Source organism: Gynuella sunshinyii YC6258, from assembly GCF_000940805.1.
In the GTDB taxonomy this organism is placed as follows: Bacteria; Pseudomonadota; Gammaproteobacteria; order Pseudomonadales; family Natronospirillaceae; genus Gynuella; species Gynuella sunshinyii.
In genome coordinates, this window is the sequence record NZ_CP007142.1 from 4,159,046 (window position 1) to 4,178,739 (window position 19,694).

18 protein-coding genes are annotated in these 19,694 nt (G+C 46.6%); 4 read left to right on the top strand and 14 right to left on the bottom strand.

Annotated features, from left to right (window positions below):
- Position 1: 1 nt before the first annotated feature.
- Positions 2-2,158, bottom strand: coding sequence for a response regulator (locus YC6258_RS17235; RefSeq protein WP_044618034.1), 2,157 nt, complete (start codon positions 2,156-2,158; stop codon positions 2-4).
- A gap of 79 nt (positions 2,159-2,237) precedes the next feature.
- Here YC6258_RS17235 and YC6258_RS17240 point away from each other — a divergent pair, with 79 nt between their 5' ends.
- Positions 2,238-3,581 (top strand): substrate-binding domain-containing protein, encoded by a 1,344-nt coding sequence (locus YC6258_RS17240; protein WP_082070771.1) that lies wholly within the window; start codon positions 2,238-2,240, stop codon positions 3,579-3,581.
- Between the two features lie 74 nt (positions 3,582-3,655).
- On the opposite strand, the gene YC6258_RS17245 is transcribed toward YC6258_RS17240, so the two are convergent.
- Positions 3,656-4,585 (bottom strand): electron transfer flavoprotein subunit alpha/FixB family protein, encoded by a 930-nt coding sequence (locus tag YC6258_RS17245; protein WP_044618035.1) that lies wholly within the window; start codon positions 4,583-4,585, stop codon positions 3,656-3,658.
- Entirely contained in the window at positions 4,582-5,334 is a 753-nt protein-coding gene (locus tag YC6258_RS17250) for an electron transfer flavoprotein subunit beta/FixA family protein (RefSeq protein WP_044618036.1), read from the bottom strand. The genes YC6258_RS17245 and YC6258_RS17250 overlap by 4 nt, the downstream gene beginning before the upstream one ends.
- A 222-nt stretch (positions 5,335-5,556) precedes the next feature.
- Here YC6258_RS17250 and YC6258_RS17255 point away from each other — a divergent pair, with 222 nt between their 5' ends.
- Complete coding sequence (locus YC6258_RS17255; protein WP_044618037.1) at positions 5,557-7,209, top strand: electron transfer flavoprotein-ubiquinone oxidoreductase; 1,653 nt, start codon at positions 5,557-5,559, stop codon at positions 7,207-7,209.
- 26 nt (positions 7,210-7,235) lie between these two features.
- Here YC6258_RS17255 and YC6258_RS17260 read toward each other — a convergent pair whose 3' ends face one another.
- Together YC6258_RS17260 and YC6258_RS17265 are read right to left on the bottom strand one after the other, a co-directional pair.
- Entirely contained in the window at positions 7,236-7,655 is a 420-nt protein-coding gene (locus tag YC6258_RS17260; RefSeq protein WP_044618038.1) for a secondary thiamine-phosphate synthase enzyme YjbQ, read from the bottom strand.
- Positions 7,656-7,679: 24 nt separating this feature from the next.
- Positions 7,680-8,402, bottom strand: a complete 723-nt coding sequence (locus YC6258_RS17265; protein WP_052830377.1) for a sterol desaturase family protein — start codon at positions 8,400-8,402, stop codon at positions 7,680-7,682.
- A 507-nt stretch (positions 8,403-8,909) separates the two neighbouring features.
- Between YC6258_RS17265 and YC6258_RS17270 the strand changes: the two genes are divergently transcribed.
- Complete coding sequence (locus YC6258_RS17270) at positions 8,910-10,049, top strand: class I SAM-dependent methyltransferase (protein WP_044618039.1); 1,140 nt, start codon at positions 8,910-8,912, stop codon at positions 10,047-10,049.
- A gap of 50 nt (positions 10,050-10,099) precedes the next feature.
- Here YC6258_RS17270 and rlmKL read toward each other — a convergent pair whose 3' ends face one another.
- From rlmKL to YC6258_RS17305, 7 genes are all read right to left on the bottom strand, one after another.
- Positions 10,100-12,259 carry a bifunctional 23S rRNA (guanine(2069)-N(7))-methyltransferase RlmK/23S rRNA (guanine(2445)-N(2))-methyltransferase RlmL gene (gene rlmKL, locus YC6258_RS17275; protein WP_245626953.1) on the bottom strand — a complete coding sequence of 720 codons (2,160 nt, stop codon included), beginning with the start codon at positions 12,257-12,259 and terminating at the stop codon, positions 10,100-10,102.
- A gap of 178 nt (positions 12,260-12,437) precedes the next feature.
- Positions 12,438-13,592, bottom strand: coding sequence for a hypothetical protein (locus YC6258_RS17280; protein WP_044618041.1), 1,155 nt, complete (start codon positions 13,590-13,592; stop codon positions 12,438-12,440).
- A 9-nt stretch (positions 13,593-13,601) separates the two neighbouring features.
- Positions 13,602-13,904 (bottom strand): LapA family protein, encoded by a 303-nt coding sequence (locus tag YC6258_RS17285; RefSeq protein WP_044618042.1) that lies wholly within the window; start codon positions 13,902-13,904, stop codon positions 13,602-13,604.
- Positions 13,905-13,939: 35 nt separating this feature from the next.
- Positions 13,940-14,230 carry an integration host factor subunit beta gene (ihfB, locus tag YC6258_RS17290; RefSeq protein ID WP_044618043.1) on the bottom strand — a complete coding sequence of 97 codons (291 nt, stop codon included), beginning with the start codon at positions 14,228-14,230 and terminating at the stop codon, positions 13,940-13,942.
- Between the two features lie 110 nt (positions 14,231-14,340).
- Positions 14,341-16,152 (bottom strand): ABCB family ABC transporter ATP-binding protein/permease, encoded by a 1,812-nt coding sequence (locus tag YC6258_RS17295; RefSeq protein WP_044618044.1) that lies wholly within the window; start codon positions 16,150-16,152, stop codon positions 14,341-14,343.
- A 2-nt stretch (positions 16,153-16,154) separates the two neighbouring features.
- Positions 16,155-16,925, bottom strand: a complete 771-nt coding sequence (locus tag YC6258_RS17300; RefSeq protein ID WP_044618045.1) for a pseudouridine synthase — start codon at positions 16,923-16,925, stop codon at positions 16,155-16,157.
- 12 nt (positions 16,926-16,937) lie between these two features.
- Positions 16,938-17,147 carry a hypothetical protein gene (locus YC6258_RS17305; protein ID WP_082070775.1) on the bottom strand — a complete coding sequence of 70 codons (210 nt, stop codon included), beginning with the start codon at positions 17,145-17,147 and terminating at the stop codon, positions 16,938-16,940.
- A gap of 309 nt (positions 17,148-17,456) precedes the next feature.
- On the opposite strand from YC6258_RS17305, the gene YC6258_RS27485 reads away from it, so the two are divergent.
- Positions 17,457-17,948 carry a hypothetical protein gene (locus YC6258_RS27485; protein WP_052830378.1) on the top strand — a complete coding sequence of 164 codons (492 nt, stop codon included), beginning with the start codon at positions 17,457-17,459 and terminating at the stop codon, positions 17,946-17,948.
- Here YC6258_RS27485 and hda read toward each other — a convergent pair.
- On the bottom strand, positions 17,945-18,619 hold the full coding sequence (gene hda / locus YC6258_RS17315) for a DnaA regulatory inactivator Hda (RefSeq protein ID WP_044618046.1): 675 nt from the start codon (positions 18,617-18,619) through the stop codon (positions 17,945-17,947). The two genes, YC6258_RS27485 and hda, sit on opposite strands and share 4 nt — an antisense overlap.
- A complete protein-coding gene (locus YC6258_RS17320; protein WP_245626954.1) occupies positions 18,616-19,692 on the bottom strand; it encodes an AI-2E family transporter in 1,077 nt (358 codons plus the stop codon). Before YC6258_RS17320 ends, hda begins: the two co-directional genes overlap by 4 nt.
- Positions 19,693-19,694: the final 2 nt, after the last annotated feature.

The window sequence follows — 19,694 nt, forward strand, 5'->3', positions numbered from 1 at the left end:
ATCAACCTATCCAGCGTTTGAGTGCGCTGGCCAGTTCCTCAAGTGTTATGGGTTTGGAGATAAAGTCATCCATACCTGCTGTCAGACATTCCCGTTTTTCTTCTTCGCTGTTTCGAACGGTCAACGCCAGTATCGGCACCCTGGACTGGTTGTTTTCCATCGTCCGTACCATTCTAGCGGCTCCATAGCCATCTAACACGGGCATTAAGCAATCCATGAGGACTAGGTCATATTTTTGTTTTTGGGTTTCGTTTACGACCTCTCGACCATTCTCCACAGATACAACCTGGTATCCCAGCTTTTTCAGCATTGATTCCGTTACGGTTCTACTGACCAAATCATCCTCGGCCAACAGAATAAGCTTATGAGCGTTATCCTCTATATCACCCTCTACAATGCCTTCCTGCTTTTCCTCATTCAACTGTAAAAAAGCATCATGTAGAGAGTAACGGCCTGCCGGCTTGGTTAAATACGGCACCCGGCCCAATCTGTCAATCAACGCATTTTTACTTTTGACGGCTCCATATAAAATGAGCAAAGTATTTTCGCTTTTATGTTGATAAAGTTGCTCAAGAAATGCCAACAACGTCTCATCGTGCTCATTGAGCGGTAGATTTAGCAGAATGAAATCAGGATTTTCCGACAGTCGTTCTGACAGTGCGTCGAAAGTCGGCAATTGTTCCACCTGCATTCCCCAGGCGCTGGTTTCCCCTGCCAAACCTTTGGCCGCTCTCGGTGGCATGGCAACCAGCCAAAGGGTTTTCTGCTCCAGCTCTTTACTGGACTGAAATTGTGCAATCTGCTGACTCGACGCTTCCAAAGGCACATACGACACTACCGAATAGACCGCATTTTCTATTTCGTTGCATGCCAGATCGCCACCCATAATCTGCGCCAGACGTGTGGAAATCATCAATGACAAGGCCGTGCTATCAATATTTTCGCTGCCTTCCAGCAATAAACCAGTACTGGAGCGACGAAGCTCTTCGATATCCAGCTCTATCGACTCAAAATACACCGAAAACTTAAGTACTGAGCCGAGTTTTTTGGAATCTTCCATAGACACCTTGAACACGACTTCATTGTCGCTGGCAAAGTTCAGCGCCAACTGGATCTGGCTCTGAATAACCTGCCCCACGTGCTTCTTATCCAGGTTAACCCGCGAAGGAACATTGATGTCATAGAGATAACTCAGTTCCAATCCGAGCTCATGGGCCTGATGTCCTAATGACTCAGCCAGATTCTCGGTAAACTTACGCAAGTCGAAATACTGAAAATCCAGTTGAAAATTACCGCTCTGTATCTTTGAGTAGTCTTCCAGGTCCGTCATCAGCGCCACCAACGCATCCCCAGACTGAGTAGCTAATTCCAGCGCCTGACGCTGATCATTATCCAGACGTGACTGCTTAACCAGCGACAACATACCCAGCACCCCTTGTAATGGTGTCTTGATGAGACCCATCAGGGTGTGCAGTACGTTCTCGTTAACATCAGCCCTCTGTACCTGTTCAATACGCGATGCATTCAACAAAGCAACCTGTTGCTGTAACTGTTGGGAAAACTCAACCCGGTCCCAAAAACTGGTGTATAGCTTCTGGGCCTGACGCAGTAAAAATATCAGATAAACCAACATTCCCACGGCAAGGATGGAATCAAGGATATTGGCACGAAAGAATAGAAACACCGCCGGAGGAATCAGGACCAGACATACGAAAGCCCGCACATAACGGATATAACAGGAATACAAAGTAATCGTGCCTGCGGTAATCGCCGAGCTATACAACAACATCAGGGTCTCTGATTGGAAGAATTGGGCATTGGACAGGATAAAGATCTGAATCCCTCCCCAAATCACTGCATTCAGCAAAGACAGCGCCATAAAATGTGTACGCCAGCGATGTGGTCCTTTGGCATAGATACCATCAAACCTGAGACCATAGAAAATCCGAAGAATGGCAATAACCAGAATCGTCATCCCAATGACATAACTGATCATTCGTGTTTCCAGCTTAAAGCCCATGGCAAAGTCAACCAGCAAAAACACGACAAAATAGCTCAGCATACTGGGCAGACTTTTGACCGCCAGCTCCTTATCGATTTTTTTCAGAATCTTCCGGTCTTTTTGAACTTTTGATACCGGATTGAACAGAAGCCCCATGAATACTCCAATTTAATGCAACCATCATATTTACTATTTAGTATCCGCCGCGGTCTAACGTGGAGGCATAGCTTTATCTATGAAAAAGGCACAAATCACCTTTCTTTTATTATTTCTTTGTACACCTGTACTGTGTTTAGCAACGACTTTGGAGGCAATCGGAAAAATCCCAGACAACACCCCTTTATTTACGATTCATGGCTCTAATACCATAGGCGCACATCTCGGCCCCAATCTTATTAAAGCTTACCTGATCACCAAGGGGGTGAAAGATACAGAAATTAACGCTTCGGGTGTAGAGAACGAACAGATAGTTAGTGGTTTTTTTAATAACAGGCGGGTCAGCGTCTATGTCGCGGCCCATGGATCCAGCACCGGATTCAAGGGGCTACAGTCGAAGAAAGCTGATCTGGCGGCGGCATCGCGCCCGGTTAAAAACAAGGAAAGCAGTTTATTCCCTGAGATCAATATGGTCGACGGTATGCATGAGTTTGTTTTGGGGATTGATGGCCTTGCCATTATCGTACACCGCAACAACCCCATAGAGCGTTTAAATATTGACCAATTGGGACAGATATTTTCAGGGCAGATCAGCAACTGGTCCGAAATTGGCGGACCAGACCGCCCTATTCATGTATATGCCCGGGACGACAAGTCAGGTACTTATGATACGTTTGACAGTCAGGTACTGGGTCGCGGCTATAAGCTATCAGACAAAGCCGAACGATTCGAATCCAACGAGAAACTTTCTGATCAGGTAGCACGGGATCTGGGAGGAATAGGCTTTACGGCCCTGGCGACCATTAACAACGCCAAGGCCATCAAAGTAAATGATATGGGAGCCAACGCTTTTTATCCGGATACCACAACTATTGCCACTGAGGACTATCCTCTCGCCAGAAGGCTTTATTTTTATAAAGCTGACAGCAACAATCCGTTTGTGAATGACTTTCTAAACTTCGCTACCGGCCCCGAAGGTCAGAACATCGTTGAGCAAACCGGATTTGTTTCACAAAATATTCTGAGTTATCAAAATCATCCAACCCCGGATATGCCTGTTGGTTATCGGGTTCTCGCTCAAAGCTCAAAACGTCTGTCAGTGAACTTTCGCTTTCGGGCCGATGCCATGGACCTGGACAACAAAGCCAGGGCCGATGTCAAACGTTTGAAACTGTTTTTGGAACAACCGGAAAATGCCAACAAGCAAATTATTTTGTTCGGCTTTTCAAGTGAAACCAGCCACCAGATACGTGCCAGTTTGACGTCAGAGTTACGTGTCAACAAGGTGAAAGAGGCTCTGCTCACAGCAGGCATCCGCAACTCCATTGAACTGGGTGGTTATGGTGATATAAACCCTGTCGCAACCAATGCAAATACGGCATACGCGAACAAAAACAACCGTGTGGAGGTATGGGTTAAATAGCAGTCAATCAAGATACCTATTGACATACTCAACAGCCCGGAAGAAACCGGGCTGTTACTTCGGAAGGGAAATAACTAAAGTGCTTTTTCCAGCTCGGGTACCGCTTCAAACAAATCTGCGACCAAGCCATAGTCAGCCACTTGAAAGATTGGGGCTTCCTCATCTTTATTAATAGCCACAATAACCTTTGAGGCTTTCATACCCGCCAAATGTTGAATGGCACCGGAAATACCTACCGCAATGTACAAATCCGGAGCAACGATTTTCCCCGTTTGACCAACCTGCATATCGTTCGGTACGAACCCAGCATCTACTGCCGCTCTCGACGCCCCCACCGCGGCTCCAAGCTTGTCAGCGATTCTCTCTAACATGGCAAAGTTTTCACCGCTTTGCATACCACGCCCACCCGATATTACAACTTTCGCAGCGGTTAACTCTGGGCGGTCACTCTTGGCCACTTCTTCCGATACATATTCAGAAACACCCTTGTCGCACTGACCAGAAACACTCTCAATCTGGGCAGAACCTCCTTCGGCAGCTACTGGATCAAAAGCCGTACCCCTGACAGTCAGCACTTTGACGGCATCCGTAGACTGAATTGTGGCGATACCATTCCCTGCGTATATAGGCCGTTTAAACGTATCCGGACCCTCCACCGCAATCACTTCAGATATTTGCTCAACATCTAACAGTGCCGCAACACGTGGCAGGTAGTTTTTACCGTTAGTGGTGGCCGGAGCAATGATATGGCTGTATTTGTCTGCGATAGACAAGATCAACTCAGCTACATTTTCTGCCAACAGATGAGCCAACTCAGGCTGATCGGCCAACAATACTTTAGTCACGCCGGAAATTTTTGCAGCTTCTTCTGCAACTGAGGAGCAATCTGAACCAGCAACCAGCACATCAATATCACCACCGATCTGAGCAGCGGCAGCAATCACATTTAAGGTTACAGGTGCTAACGCCTGACCGGCATATTCTGCTATCACTAAAATACTCATGAGATCACCTTCGCTTCGTTTTTCAGCTTTTCGACCAAATCCGCCACACTGGCGACTTTTATACCGGCAGACCGTTCCGCTGGTGCTTCAACTTTCAACGTAGTCAATGATGTGCAGGCAACCACCCCCAGCTCCTGAAGCGTGATTTTTTCCAATGGTTTCTTTTTGGCTTTCATGATATCCGGCAGCTTGGCGTATCTTGGCTCGTTAAGACGCAGATCGGTGGTAATTACTGCGGGCAACTGCAATTTGATTGTTTGCAGACCGCCATCGATCTCTCGGGTAACCTGTACTTGATTGCCATCAACCTCGACCTTGGAGGCAAAGGTGCCTTGCGCACACCCCATAAGTGCCGCCAGCATCTGACCGGTTTGATTGTTGTCCGAGTCAATGGCCTGTTTGCCCAGAATAACCATGTCCGGCTGTTCTTTCTCAGCAATAACTTTCAACGTTTTCGCCGCGGTCAGAGAGGAAACAGGCCCTTCTGCCTGCACCAGGATCCCCCTGTCAGCGCCGAGGGCGATGGCCGCCCGAATTTGTTCTTCTGCCTTTGCTTCGCCGATTGACACCACCACAATCTCAGCCACCACCCCTTTTTCTTTCAACCGCACCGCCTCTTCCACTGCGATTTCACAAAATGGGTTCATGGACATTTTGACATTGGATAAATCAATACCGCTATTATCGGGTTTCACACGGACCTTTACGTTATAGTCCACCACCCTTTTCACTGCGACCAGTACTTTCATAGGTTCTTCATCCCGTTTTTATGAATCATTGGCACAAATTCTAAGTTTCTTCCAGAATATCCCGGATTTCGTTGGTAGTTCTCCACTCATTCGGCCGATATTAGAACGATTCAAACGCTGATTTCAAACGCTTGTTTAAATTTTAATATCGATATGCTTTGATTATTGTCAGCAAAGCCGAATCTTAACCTAAACTCTAAGACCCGAACCGGAGGTAAAGCTATGGAACGCGATTCCATGGATTTTGATGTAGTCATCGTTGGCGCGGGCCCTGCGGGCCTGTCTGCGGCCATTCGTATATTACAGTTGGCCAAAGAAACTGAGACAGAGCTGACGGTATGTGTTGTTGAAAAAGGCTCCGAGGTTGGCGCACATATATTATCGGGTGCAGTCTTTGAACCTCGGGCACTGAACGAACTGATTCCTGACTGGAAAGAAAAAGGGGCTCCTCTGAACACACCGGTCAGTGATGACAAAATACTAGTGCTCAAAGATGCTGAAGGCTCAATTAACGTCCCTCTGGTATTTGCCCCCAAAACCATGCATAACACCGGCAATTATGTAATTTCTCTTGGAAATCTATGTCGCTGGCTGGCAGAGCAGGCTGAGGAGTTAGGCGCTGAAATCTTCCCGGGGTTTACAGCACATCAGCTCCTTAAAAATGAACAGGGACAGGTGGTTGGTATCGTCACCGGTGACATGGGTATCGACAGCCAAGGGAACGAAAAAGACAGTTTTACTCCCGGAATGGAGCTGCGCGCCAAATTTACATTATTTGCAGAAGGCGCCAGAGGTCATCTTGGCAAACAATTGATTGCAGATTTTGAACTTGATCAGAGCAAAGACCCCCAACACTACGGCATTGGCATTAAAGAATTGTGGGATATCCCCGCGGAACAGCATAAACCAGGACTGGTAATTCACTCTGCCGGCTGGCCGCTGAAACAATCGAGTTCAGCCGGTGGGGCTTTTCTATATCACCTGGAAAACAATCAGGTTGTTATCGGGCTCATCACAGACTTGTCTTACTCCAACCCACATGTCAGCCCCTTTGATGAAATGCAGCGCATGAAACATCATCCGGAGTTCAGCAAATATCTACGCAACGGCAAACGCATTGCCTATGGTGCCAGAGCCATTGCCAAAGGCGGTTTACAGTCTCTGCCAACCATGCATTTTCCCGGTGGTTTGCTGATCGGGTGTGACGCCGGCACCCTGAACTTCGCCAAAATCAAAGGCAGTCATACAGCGATGAAGTCTGGCATGATCGCAGCCGAATCGGTTTTCACAGCCATAAAAAATGGCGCTGAAAACGGCGTGGATCTTTCTGATTACACAACTGCCTTCCAGAATAGCTGGATTTATGAGGAACTTTACCAACAACGAAACTTCGGACCAGCACAGCATAAATGGGGGAACATACTCGGTTCTGCCTACGCATTTGTGGACATCAATCTCCTGAATGGCAAAACCCCCTGGACCCTGAGAGATCCAATTCCGGATTATGCCCAACTTAAGCCTGCTGCAGACTGCGCGCCCATCGATTATCCCAAACCGGATGGCATTCTCAGTTTTGACAAGCTTTCGTCTGTTTTTCTGTCAAATACCAACCACGAAGAGGATCAACCCTGTCACCTGCAACTGGCGGACCCTGACCTTCCGATCAGAGTTAACCTGAAGCGTTTTGATGAACCGGCGCAACGTTATTGCCCTGCCGGGGTATATGAAGTAATTGAAGAGAATGGCGAGACACGCTTTCAAATTAATGCCCAAAACTGCGTGCATTGTAAAACCTGTGACATTAAGGACCCCAGCCAGAACATTACCTGGGTAACGCCGGAAGGTGGCGGTGGCCCTAACTACCCCAACATGTAGAATCTCCCCTGGCTGTTAAGTCACCCTTAACAGCCATTGAGTGTCAACACTAATGATCGGCCACCACCATGGTTACGATGCTCGCACAGGTATATTCCCTGCCAGGTACCCAGCGCCAAAATGCCATTACTGACAGGAACATCCACTGAAGGTCCAAACAATGAAGCTTTAATATGTGCAGGCATGTCATCAGGACCTTCATAGGTATGAATGAAACCAGGAAAGTTCTCTGGCACTGCTGAGTTTGCCCAGGTTTCGAAATCCCCTCTCACACTGGGATCAGCATTTTCATTGATGGTCAATGATGCTGACGTGTGTTGAATGAAAATGTTCAGCCGGCCTATTTTTAAGGATCTCAACTCAGGCAATTGAGCAACGATCTCGTCCGTTACCAAATGAAATCCACGACTCCTGGCTTTCAGCCTGATTGTCTTCTGATACCACATGCAGTCTTCCCACTCACAAAAAGGCTATTGTGAATCACTGGGAGTCGCATGTTCAAGCCGATCCCTCACTGGGATTTTGCTACGTTCAGTATAAAAATACGGCGGTTGACGTCCTACCCGACGGAACCAGTATCGAAATGGGTGCCACCAGCCTTTAATAATATTGAATGGCGAAGGAAAGGTATGTGGTTTCGCCACTCCAACTTCAAGCTGTTTTTGATCTGGACGATAAATATAGGAACCAAACAACTTGTCCCACAACACTATCTCAGAGCCAAAATTGCCGGCTTCCGGAACATAGTTACTATGGTGAAAACGATGCAGTTCACAGCTTGCCAGCACATGATTCCAGCGCCCAATTCGAATATCCGAATTAGTGTGAATAAAGTATCCCTGCATGATAGTAAACAACCCTGATATCAACAGCCCTTCGTCACTGATTCCAATTGTCAGCAAGACCAGTTGAGTCAGAATTGTCCCGCATATCAGTTCGATAAAATGAACCACACTGTTATTTGTGATATTCACCTTGTCAGGGACATGATGTATGCCATGAACGGGCCATAAAATGTCAACCCGGTGTTCCAGCCGATGTTGCCAATAGCCAACAAAAGACCCGGCCAGAATTGCCACCAAAACGTTAAACCATAAGGGCCAACTGTTTGTGTCCGGACTCAGATCGACGGCAATAGCTCTGACTGCTGCCTCTCCAAGCCCTCCATACAACATTATCAAGCCGAAATACATTCCGTCCCTTCTCCATTCCCTGGGAGTTTGCTTCCAATCTCTTCTAAACGGAATAATCTGCTCAAGCACAATAAAATAAGCTACACAGAGGATCGTACTAGAAAACAGAATCATTCCATAATCCCAACCGTTCCGAATAGCTAGATAACCCAACCCCGATACCAGGAAAAATATTAAAGGGTACGCAACTTTCTTCACTATAAACTGCAGCCGTTCTCTAAACGAGGCAGTATATTTTTCCTCAATGGGGCTCATAAAATGTCCTTGTGACGTAAAATAGGAAGGGCCACACACGACAAAGAACTGAACAATGGAAAGAGTACTTAAGGGAGTTATCCTGCCCACAAAAACGGTTCGGTTTTTCCTAGCGGCACCTACATTCTATGTTTCCCTCCAGTTCTTGGGCACCCTACTTTTGGCCGTACGCAATTGTGAGACCGATTCAAACTAATGTTGGAAACATCTCACATTATCGTTAACATTCCCGCATAACCAATGAATAAGTATATGACTGAGCCTCTTTTTAACACACCTGCAGGAACATTTATTTTAAAGAGAGATTCAGTCTCTCAGAGTGTCAATCTACGCGCCTGGGATGCCGCAGATGAATATCTGCTGGACATATTTCATCAATCTCCGGCTGAACGAATTATCGTCATCAATGATCACTTTGGCGCGCTCAGCATTCCTCTTTCGACATATATTGATACCGTCTGGTCAGACTCATTTTTGTCGGTTTCAGCGATCCACGAGAACGCTGCAGCAAACCAAATCCCAGCGCATATTCACATAACCCGAGCAGATGAAATTCCAACAGCCCGGGTATCTTTGGCACTCATGCGAATCCCAAAGAACAATCAATTCTTCGGCTGGCAGCTGAAATGCCTGCATCATCTACTACCTGTAAATGCGGAACTCTGGCTGGCTGGTATGGATAAACACATTACCAAAAGTCAGTTTGACATGGTTGCGGACATATTCGGACCTGTTGAATTTTTACCAGGCCGAAAAAAAGCGAGAATATGGAAAGCTCGTAAAACGGATGAACGCCAGCACTCAATCGATTTATTCAAATCTGGTTATCAGCTCGACAAATATCAACTGTCCATGCAACAAACGCCCAATGTATTTTCGGGAAATCGACCAGACTCCGGATCACTCTTCTTACTTGAACAACTGACCAGTCTCCAGGGATTTACCCACATTGCGGACTCAGGTTGCGGTAATGGCCTGTTGTCTCTGGTAATGGCCAGAAACCTGACGCAGGCGCACATTACGGCAGTAGATGAATCTTTTCAGGCAGTTGCCTGTTGCCAGGAAAATGCCCGGCAGAACAATATTGACAATATTACCGTATCTGCGGGCAACGGATTACAGGCGTATGGACCAAACAGCTTTGATCTGGTTCTCTGCAATCCCCCCTTCCATCAGGGTACAACGTTAACCGAGCAATTGGCTTACTGGATGTTTAAAACGGCCGCCCATACTCTCCGAACAAATGGAGAACTTTGGGTCGTTGCCAATCGCCATCTGGATTACCCAAAAATACTCAGAGGTCTCTTTGGTCATAGCCAAATGGTGAAACAAAACAATCGATTCAAAGTATACAGAGTTCAAAAATCACGGAATAAACAACGTTCTGACTGATTTCCCGCTGAAACCAATTACGGGAAACCAGTAAGCTCTGCTGTCGATATCTATCGAGGGTGTCTGATCATCCAGCAACGGTGAATATTGGGCGTACGGGCGAAGTCCAACGGAATTGTCTGGGCGGTAATATCCTCAACGGCAAAACGCATGGTCAATGTTTCATCGAGCACAAACTTTCTTTGATTATTGGAGAAAATCAGCACCCCATCCTGAGAAAGCAGCTTCATTGCCCCATGGATCAGCTCACTATGATCCTGCTGGATATCCAATACTTCGATCATTTTCTTTGAATTGCTGAATGACGGTGGATCCATAAAAATCAGATCATATTTAGAACCTTCTTTGGCCGCCTGCTGCAACCACTGTTTGCAATCTGCTTCAACAAACTGGTGGTGACGATCGCTGAAACCGTTCAGTTCGAAGTTCCGTTGAGCCCACTTCAGATACGTCTTGGATAAATCAACACTGGTGGTTTTGGAGGCTTTTCCTTTTGCAGCATGCAAACTGGCAACACCGGTATAACAAAACAGATTAAGAAATGACTTGCCCTTACTATGGGTCTGAATGTAATGGCGAATGGGACGATGATCCAAAAACAAACCGGTATCGAGAAAGTCTGAAAGATTCACAATCACTTCCAGACCATTCTCAGAGACGATCACCTCTTTGCTCACAGCGGCAAACTTCTCATATTGTTGCTTACCTTTCTGGCGCTTCCGCTCTTTGAGATAAATATGATCTTCTGGAACCTGCATCACCTGAGGCAAAGCTGTCATGATATCCGCCAATCTGGCCTGTGTTTTTTCCTCAGGGATTTTCGCCGGTGCTTTATATTCCGATACATGCAGATAGTTACCATAAAGGTCAACCGCAACTGAGTATTCAGGCAAATCCGCATCATAAAGCCGATAGGCATCGGTATTGAGGGTTTGAGGCCATTTTTTGGCTTTTTTTAGATTTTTTGCCAGACGGTTGGCAAACATTTGCGCGCCTTCGCTCAACTCAACCTGACCAGCTTCAGACTTTTTCTCAGACTTCCTGACAGCCTGCTCATCTATATCAAATGTCAGGATCTTACAATCAATGGAGCCGTTAAATATGCGGTACTGTTTTCCTGCCCGCAGACCCATAGCATGCCCAAGGTCGGGATTTCCGGTCAGAACCGCTGCCTGCCAACCTAGCAGCTGACTGACCAGCAAGCGACCAAGATAACGGTATAACCCTTTAAGGGAATTTATTTCTCCAAGACGCTCGCCATAGGGCGGGTTACAAATTAACAGCCCAGGATTTAAGTCGATATGAGTCGGCTTCACCCATTCTGCCAACTCTTTATGGTAAGCAAAGGCCACCCCTTTGAGCCCGGCTCGATGAATATTTTCATTTGCATTGCGAATCACCCCCGCATCGGCATCATAGCCAAGCAACGGAGGAATACCGGCCTCACCCGCAGCTCTGCGTTGACGGGCTTCTTCCAACAGCCGGTTCCATAACTCATGATCATGTTGCAGCCACCCCTTAAAACCGAAGTAACGGCGGGTCAAGCCAGGTGCCCGATCACCAGCCATCCAGGCAGCCTCAATCAGAAAAGTACCCGATCCACACATAGGATCAACGAGTGCCCCCTGCCTGGCCGCTATCATCGGCCACCCGGCTCTTAACAACACAGCGGCTGCCAGGTTTTCCTTCAATGGTGCCTTACTACCTGCCAGACGATAACCCCGCCGATGCAAAGGTTCACCGGATAAATCAAGGGCAATCGTTGCCTGACCTTTTTTGATTCGAATATCGATGACGATATCGGGTTGGTCTTTTTGCACACTTGGCCGAACGCCCGTTTTAAGACGAAACTGGTCAACCACGACATCTTTGGTTTTCTGTGCTCCAAAAACCTCATTGCGAATGTCTTTTAGTTCGCCCTTGAACTGGACTTTAAAGCTACCGCTGGCACGCAAATGCTCTGTCCAATCCACAGTATTAATATGAAATGCGAGTGTTTCAAACGTAGTCACCGGTCCACTCGCCAACACTAGTGCTACACGACTGGCCAGGCGACTCCAAAGCAGAATCCTATAATACACTTCGGCACTGGCATATCCTGATATAGCACCAACCGTTTCTTTCGGATGCTCAAGACCCAGCTGGATTAACTCCTCCAGCAACAACTGTTCTACGCCTTTAGGGCAACTAACGATCAATAGTGAATTCAAAAAGATAACCTTGTCTGCAATCCTGACGGTGGGCCATTTTGCTACAAAACAGTCATAAGCAAAAATAAAATCAGAATACCCGCCAAATTCACCCGAATATTCTTAACTGGGTTCCTTGCGGTATAAATTAAAATGGAAGACGAGCAGACCTTTGGTGTGGAGAAAGACAAGGCCCGAACTAAAAGACTTTACGATGGCTTTGAGAAAGTTGCGCTTCCCAGTCCAGCTTATCCGCAACCGTTTCCCAGGACTTACAGCTTGGACATTGCCACTCCAGTTTATTCAATTCAAAACCACAATGACTGCATTGATGCGAAGTATGGGAAACAAGATGTTTGTCAGCCCAATGAATAATGGCGGCCAAATCGGCAGGAACGTTAGTAAGATCAGCCTGATTGATCAGTAACTGGACCACCTTGGAATTTATCTCCTGCCGCCCCAATGACAATAACAATTGCTTATCTCTGACTAATTTATCAGCCATGACGGAGGGCATTTTTTCAAGCCCGGAAATGGCATGAATCATCTCACGAACATCCCGGGCAAACGATGTAATATCCTGCTGATCGATAAAGCTGAAAACTTCCGCAATAAATACCGGATTCGCATGAATAGCTTTTTGCAGGTACTTCATGGCAGTTTTAGGATGGTCCCACAAAAGCATTAAGCGGGCATATAACAACCAAGCTCGAAAGCTTTGCTTGTTTTCGCTCAAAGCTTTGGCAAGATGCCCTTCTGCTGATGCATATGCCCGCTTGCGAATATCCACTTCCGCAAGCTCACAAAAATGATGAGATAACGCTTTTTTCTGTTGTTCGCTGATTTTGCGACCAAACTGCTTTCCCCAGTTTATGCAGTTTTGCCAGTCCTTCTGCTGCTCATAAATTTTGACCAACTCTGTAATGGCCTTAAATCTGAACACAGAATTTTCTTTGACGAGATTCATAAGCAAGCTTTCTGAGCGATTGCTTAGTCCCAGATTATAGTAGTCCTGGGCAAGGTGTAACTGGATTTCCTGATTGACAACCTTGGCTAAATTCGCACGACCAAACAAGTGCTGATATACCATGATGGATTGATCGTACTGACCTTTTTGTCTCAACGTCTTTGCGACATTCAGATAAGCTTTAACGGTTTCTGGAGTGACAGGCAATTGATCCATCATTTGCTGAATGGATTTGTCAGATGGTTCTGCAAAGTTAATGGGTTCGATAACAGGCACTGTCTGTACAACACTGCCGGACAGACTTAAAGATGATTTACGACCAATTGTAATACCCGCTGCCAGCAGAATAAGCGCCAGAGCGATAAACAGCACCACTTCAAGGCTCATATTACCCACTCACTCCTTGGGTTCAGAAATGGGCATATCTGTTAGTTGGGTTCTCAGCACGGATATTTCTTTCTTTTGTTTTCTGATCTGATGACCGGCTCTCAAACCATAATATGAGGCCAGTACAACACCAATAAACAGACCAATTCCTAATGCCATGAACAGCCATAGAAACAGAGGTAATTCAGGAGTTTTTAACTTTAGAAAGGCAATCGAGACAGGTTGGTGATTGTCTATACCGATAACCACACCGGCAACGGTTACAATCAAAAATAAGACAATAAAAACTATGCGACCAAGAAATTTAATCATTCATCTAATCTGGTCTTATTAAGGTCTGCACATGATCATTCTTCGATATGGGCATTTACCAGATCCCTCAATTCTTTACCGGGTTTAAAATGCGGTACAAACTTACCAGTCAAATCTACGGACTCCCCTGTTTTAGGATTACGACCTAACCTGGGAGAACGATAATGCAATGAAAAACTGCCAAACCCGCGTATCTCAATACGCTCTCCGCTTGCCAGTGTTTGTGCCATATGATCCAACATGGTTTTTATGGCAAGTTCAACATCCTTTACCGATAACTGATTTTGTCTTTCGACAATCCGTTCGATGAGTTCAGACTTGGTCATTGTGCCTCCTCGATCTTCAGAATCTTTGGTCAATCAAGTGAACCTCACTCCCAGACCCCTGCAATGACACTCTAGCTAGCGTAATTGACAAATATATTAAACTCAAGCCTTTATTTTTTAAGGAGTTTTTCAGATTCCTGTTGTTGCTGCATTTGCCACAGTTCAGCATAGGGACCACCACTGACCAGCAACTCTCCGTGAGTACCCAGTTCACAAACCCGCCCGTGCTCCAGCACAACAATCAGATCTGCGTTCACGATTGTCGACAAACGATGAGCAATCACCACCGTTGTCCTGTTTCGGGATAATTCCTCCATTGCATCCAATATTGCCTTTTCTGCTCTACTGTCCAGCGCCGACGTAGCTTCATCAAAAATCAGAATCGGCGGATCTTTCAACAGGGTTCTGGCAATCGCAATTCTCTGTTTTTCACCACCCGATACTTTTAGCCCTCGCTCTCCAACTAATGTATCAGCCCCTTTGGGTAACTGGCGAACAAACTCTCCAAGATGCGCCATTTCAATTGCCCGCCAGACATCCGCGTCACTTGCCCGTGTATTGCCGTACCAGACATTGTTAAAAATGGTGTCATTAAACAGTACAGTGTCCTGTGGAACCACCCCAATATGACTGCGTAGGCTTGACTGTGTTACATCCGCAATGCATTGATCGTCTACCTTAATCCGGCCGGATGAAGGGTCATAGAATCGAAACATCAATCTCGCGAGCGTTGATTTTCCTGACCCACTGTGCCCGACCAACGCAACTTTCTGGCCAGGCAGAATTTCCAGATTCAAGTCATGAATTATTGTTCTCTCAGTACTGTATCCAAAACAAACATTCTCAAAAACAACATGTCCCTGATGCACTACCAGATCCGTTGCATTATCTGAATCCGTGACCGCAGGTTTCCGGTTCAGCAGACCAAGCATGTTTTCCACATCAGCAACCGCCCGACGTACTTCGCGATACACAAAACCCAGAAAATTAAGAGGAATAAACAACTGAATCATATACGCATTAATCATGACAAGATCGCCCAATGAAACCTGCCCATCAGCAACATCATAACCTGCCATGATCATCATCACAGTTACGGCTGCAGAAACAATAAACGCCTGACCACTGTTCAATGCAGCCAGTGACAGGCGGTTTCTCATCCGTGCAGCTTCCCACTGCTGCAGATGGTGGTCATATTGGCTGCTTTCATAGGCTTCGTTATTGAAGTACTTGACGGTCTCATAATTCAGAAGACTATCGATGGCGCGGGCATTGGACCTGGAATCCAGCTGATTGGCTTCACGTACAAACCTGGTACGCCACTCGGTTGTGTGAATGGTGAAAAATATATACAGCAATACCGAAGACACGGTAATCAACGCATACAGGACGTTGAAATTGATAAACAGAATGCCCGCCACCATGAGCAACTCGAACAGCGTGGGCAAAATATTAAAAACCACTGTTCGCAGCAGAAAACTGATACCGCTGGTTCCGCGATCAATATCTCTCGACACCCCCCCGGTTTGGCGGTTCAGATGGAAATCCAGTTCCAGTTTGTGTAAATGCTCAAACACCGCCAGCGAAGTCTTACGCATGGTGTGTTCAGTAACACGGGAAAATATTGCGTCCCGCAATTCACCTAAAAACACAGACGCAAACCGAACCGCACCATAGGCCAGTAACAAAGCAAGAGGAACCACAACGATCTGCACCTTACCGGTATCAAGAGCATCTACAATATGCTTCAACACCCAAGGCATGGTTACGGTTGCGATTTTCGCCAGAATCAATAATCCAAGAGCAGCTGTGACCCGCCCGCGATAATCCATCAGATAAGGCCACAGTCCTTTCAAAACTGACCAGACATTTACATCTCTGTTGGGTGCTTCTTCATAGATACCAGTTCGGCGACTTGACATAACTACTGTATATGATGGAGCCAGTCAGGTATGGGATGATCCAGAACATTGATCAGCCGGGACCAACCCAACTGAGTCAATATATCCCGCCATGAATCAGTCAACCCGGCATGAATTACCACATCCTGACCATTGGCAGGATGTTTAAACTCCACCTGCATGGCCCGTAACGCGAGTTGCTTCCAACCAAAATGACGGATGAATAAGTCATTATGACGACCGTCACCATGACGGGTATCGCTGACTAGATGATGAGATATTTTTCGAAAATGACGGCGGATCTGATGCTTTCTACCGGTTTTCGGTTCTGCCAGCACTAGAGAATATCTGGCCTTGGGATATTTACTGACCGGTATCGCCAATTCGGTATGAGCGAGTTTGCAATATTCGGTCACTGCTTCTTTGGCCGGTTTGTCTTTTTTGGCAAATTTGTCTGCGATCTTATCCAGCTCCTCAGCCAAAGGAGCGTCAATAACGCCCGATACTTTTGTCCAGCCACGGGCAATAACCAAATAAGATTTACGGATTTGTTGCTCAGAAAACTGCCCTAACATAGTCCGAGCTACGTCCGGATTCTTACCAAACAACAGAACGCCACTGGCTGGCCGATCTAAACGATGCAACGTGTGTAATTTCTGCCCGCAGTATTCCTCAGCCAGATTCTGAGCAAATTGAGTGGCAGATGAGTCCAGCCAGCTTTTATGCACCAGCATGCCTGGGATCTTATCCACCGCAAGAAGATAGTCGTCTTCAAATAAAATCGATTGTTGCACAATGAACCCTGATTATTCCTCGTCGTCCAGTTCGGTGACGACTTTTTCACCACATTTTTTACAATTACCCTCTACGTAGATAATGCCATCCAGCTCATATTCAATTGGATTTACCATCCCGAGATCCATCTCCATGCAGTGGTTACACCACGTATACTGTAAAAACGAACGCTGCTCCTCAAGATCTCGAGCATAGAAATCACGTTCTATTAGATCTGACATCAGGACTCCTCCCATAGGGTTTGTGAACATATGCCAACACGTATTGCCGGCCGGGGGTATAACCGATCTGCGATACTTTTACCAATGAAAAACTTCTTTTTTATAAACTTAGATCAACTTATCAATCCGATACGAGCACCAGTTATCCGATTGGTTTCATACACAACGGGGAAACCCAAATCAGAAAACCACCCTGCCCGATCACACCGACAGCTTCACGATATTCACTCATAACGAATAAATTTTTGCTAACAGACGCCCCCTGGAACCCGTATTATAGACACGCCTTTAACAATTAGGGATCTAACTTTGACACATCCTGTCTTTATTTGTTTCGAAGCCTCTGGCTATAGTGAGCGCAGCTACCCCATTGCACTGGGTTGGACACTGCATGACGGCTGCTACAAAAGTATATTTATCAAACCAGAGGATGACTGGACGGAGTGGGATGCCAGCCTTGAGAGTCACTTAAACAAGACCAGAGAGGATTTGTACCAACTCGGAGAACCCGCTATTGATGTGATCCGTGAACTGGATCTGGATGTTGAACAGGGCATCGTCTACGTGGAAGACACTGATGCAGCCACTATCTGGCTTGAAGCCCTTTATGATGCTTATAACAAAGATATTCCTTTTGAAATCCGGTCATTGTTTGAGCTGTTCCCTGAAATCAGCCGCAGCGACTTCGATGAGGAAAGACGTTATTTGCTGGAGTCCAATAATTTATCCTTCAGTTCAGCAGAAGATCAGGTCCTGGTAATGCAAAGACTTTGGGCAGACTTTGGTCAAAAACAACGCTAACCAATCACTTCTTTGATCAGCGGAATGGTAATACGGCGCTGTTGCGTCAAAGAAGCCAGATCCAATGTATCCAGCATCTGGAATAAGCTACCAACATCGCGTGGAAAATGCGTCACAATATAACGGGCAACCTCTGGCGTCAGGTTCAGCCCCTTTCGTTCCGACCGGGCAATCAAAGCCCGGACCTTCTGACTATCGTTCAAGGCATGCAATCGAAAAATCAATCCCCAGCTGAAACGACTGACCAAGTCAGACATTTCCAGGGACAACTCCCCCGGAGAGACATCAGCAGCCAGCAACAACTGTCTTTTCAACTGGCGGGTACGGTTAAATAGACTGAACATGGCCTCCTGCCAGCGCGATTTGCCTGACAGCAGATGCACATCATCAATACAAACCAGAGAGTACTGCTCCAAGCCATCCATCAAGGAAGGGTCACAGTTGACGGTATCGCGAAAGGAAAAATAAAACGCATTGTGCTCTCTGCACATGGCCTGCAGCAGATAGCTTCGTCCGGCCCCGGATTCTCCCCAGATGAACAGCAGATGCTCTTCATTCCCGACAAAACCGGACAGGCTGTTCAATAGCTCCTCGTTACCCTCGGCATAGAAATGCTCCAGAGCCAGAGGCTCAGGCAATTTAACGGCGAGAGGTAACTGAACTGGTTTCATGGCTTCCCGTACAATGAACTGCCCTTATAGTTGGCATGCAAATGCCGCAACAACACCATAATCACTGCCGCTACAGGCAATCCGATCAGAATACCCACAAAACCAAATAATTGTCCGCCGGCGAGCACAGCAAAAATAACTGCCACAGGGTGAAGCCCGATTCGATCACCCACCAATAATGGAGTTAACAACATGCCTTCGACCATTTGTCCTATCGCAAACACCAGACAAACCCATACTAACGGCATCCAATCCTGGAACTGCAACATGGCGGCAATCAAAGCGAACCCAATTCCCACCACAAACCCCATGTAGGGAACAATACTGGCAAGACCAGCCACCAATCCAATCAACAGTGCCAGTTTGAGACCAACAACCCAGAGTCCGATAGAGTACATAACCCCCAATGCCAGCATCACCAATAACTGTCCGCGTAAAAAGGCACCTAACATTTCGTGACATTCATAGGCGACCTTTGTACATCTCTGATAGTAGTTTCGCGGAATCAGATCACCAATCCGCTCAACCATAATGTCCCAGTCTCGCAGCAGATAGAAGGTTACCACCGGAATCAGAACCAGATTACCGATAAACGCTGCCACAGCGATGCCTGATGTGGTTACTCTGGCAAGGGTTTTGGTCACAATAGACCCGGTCTCCTTCCAGTTTATGGTTGCGCCTAACGACGACCAGTCTATGGCATCAAGATCGATACCAATGTTTTGATTGATCCAGGGAATGGCTTCTTTTTGGAAGCGCACTATGGCCTCAGGTCCGATCTCTGCCAGAAAGCGAAACTGTGAGGCAAGCTTGGGCACCAGGATCAAACCAATCGCCACCAGAATCAGCAGCAACACTGCAAAAGTCACCACAACGGACAGAGTCCGCGAGAGCTTTAGCTTTTCCAGACGATCAACCAGCGGATCTCCCATATAAGCCAGTGCAATCCCCACAAGAAATGGGGACAAAATCGGCGAAAGCAGATAAATAAATATGCCGAAAAGCAACACACTGACCAGAACCAACCATTTTTGTGTATCAGAAATCACCATTAAATCCTTTTTAGTCGCCATCG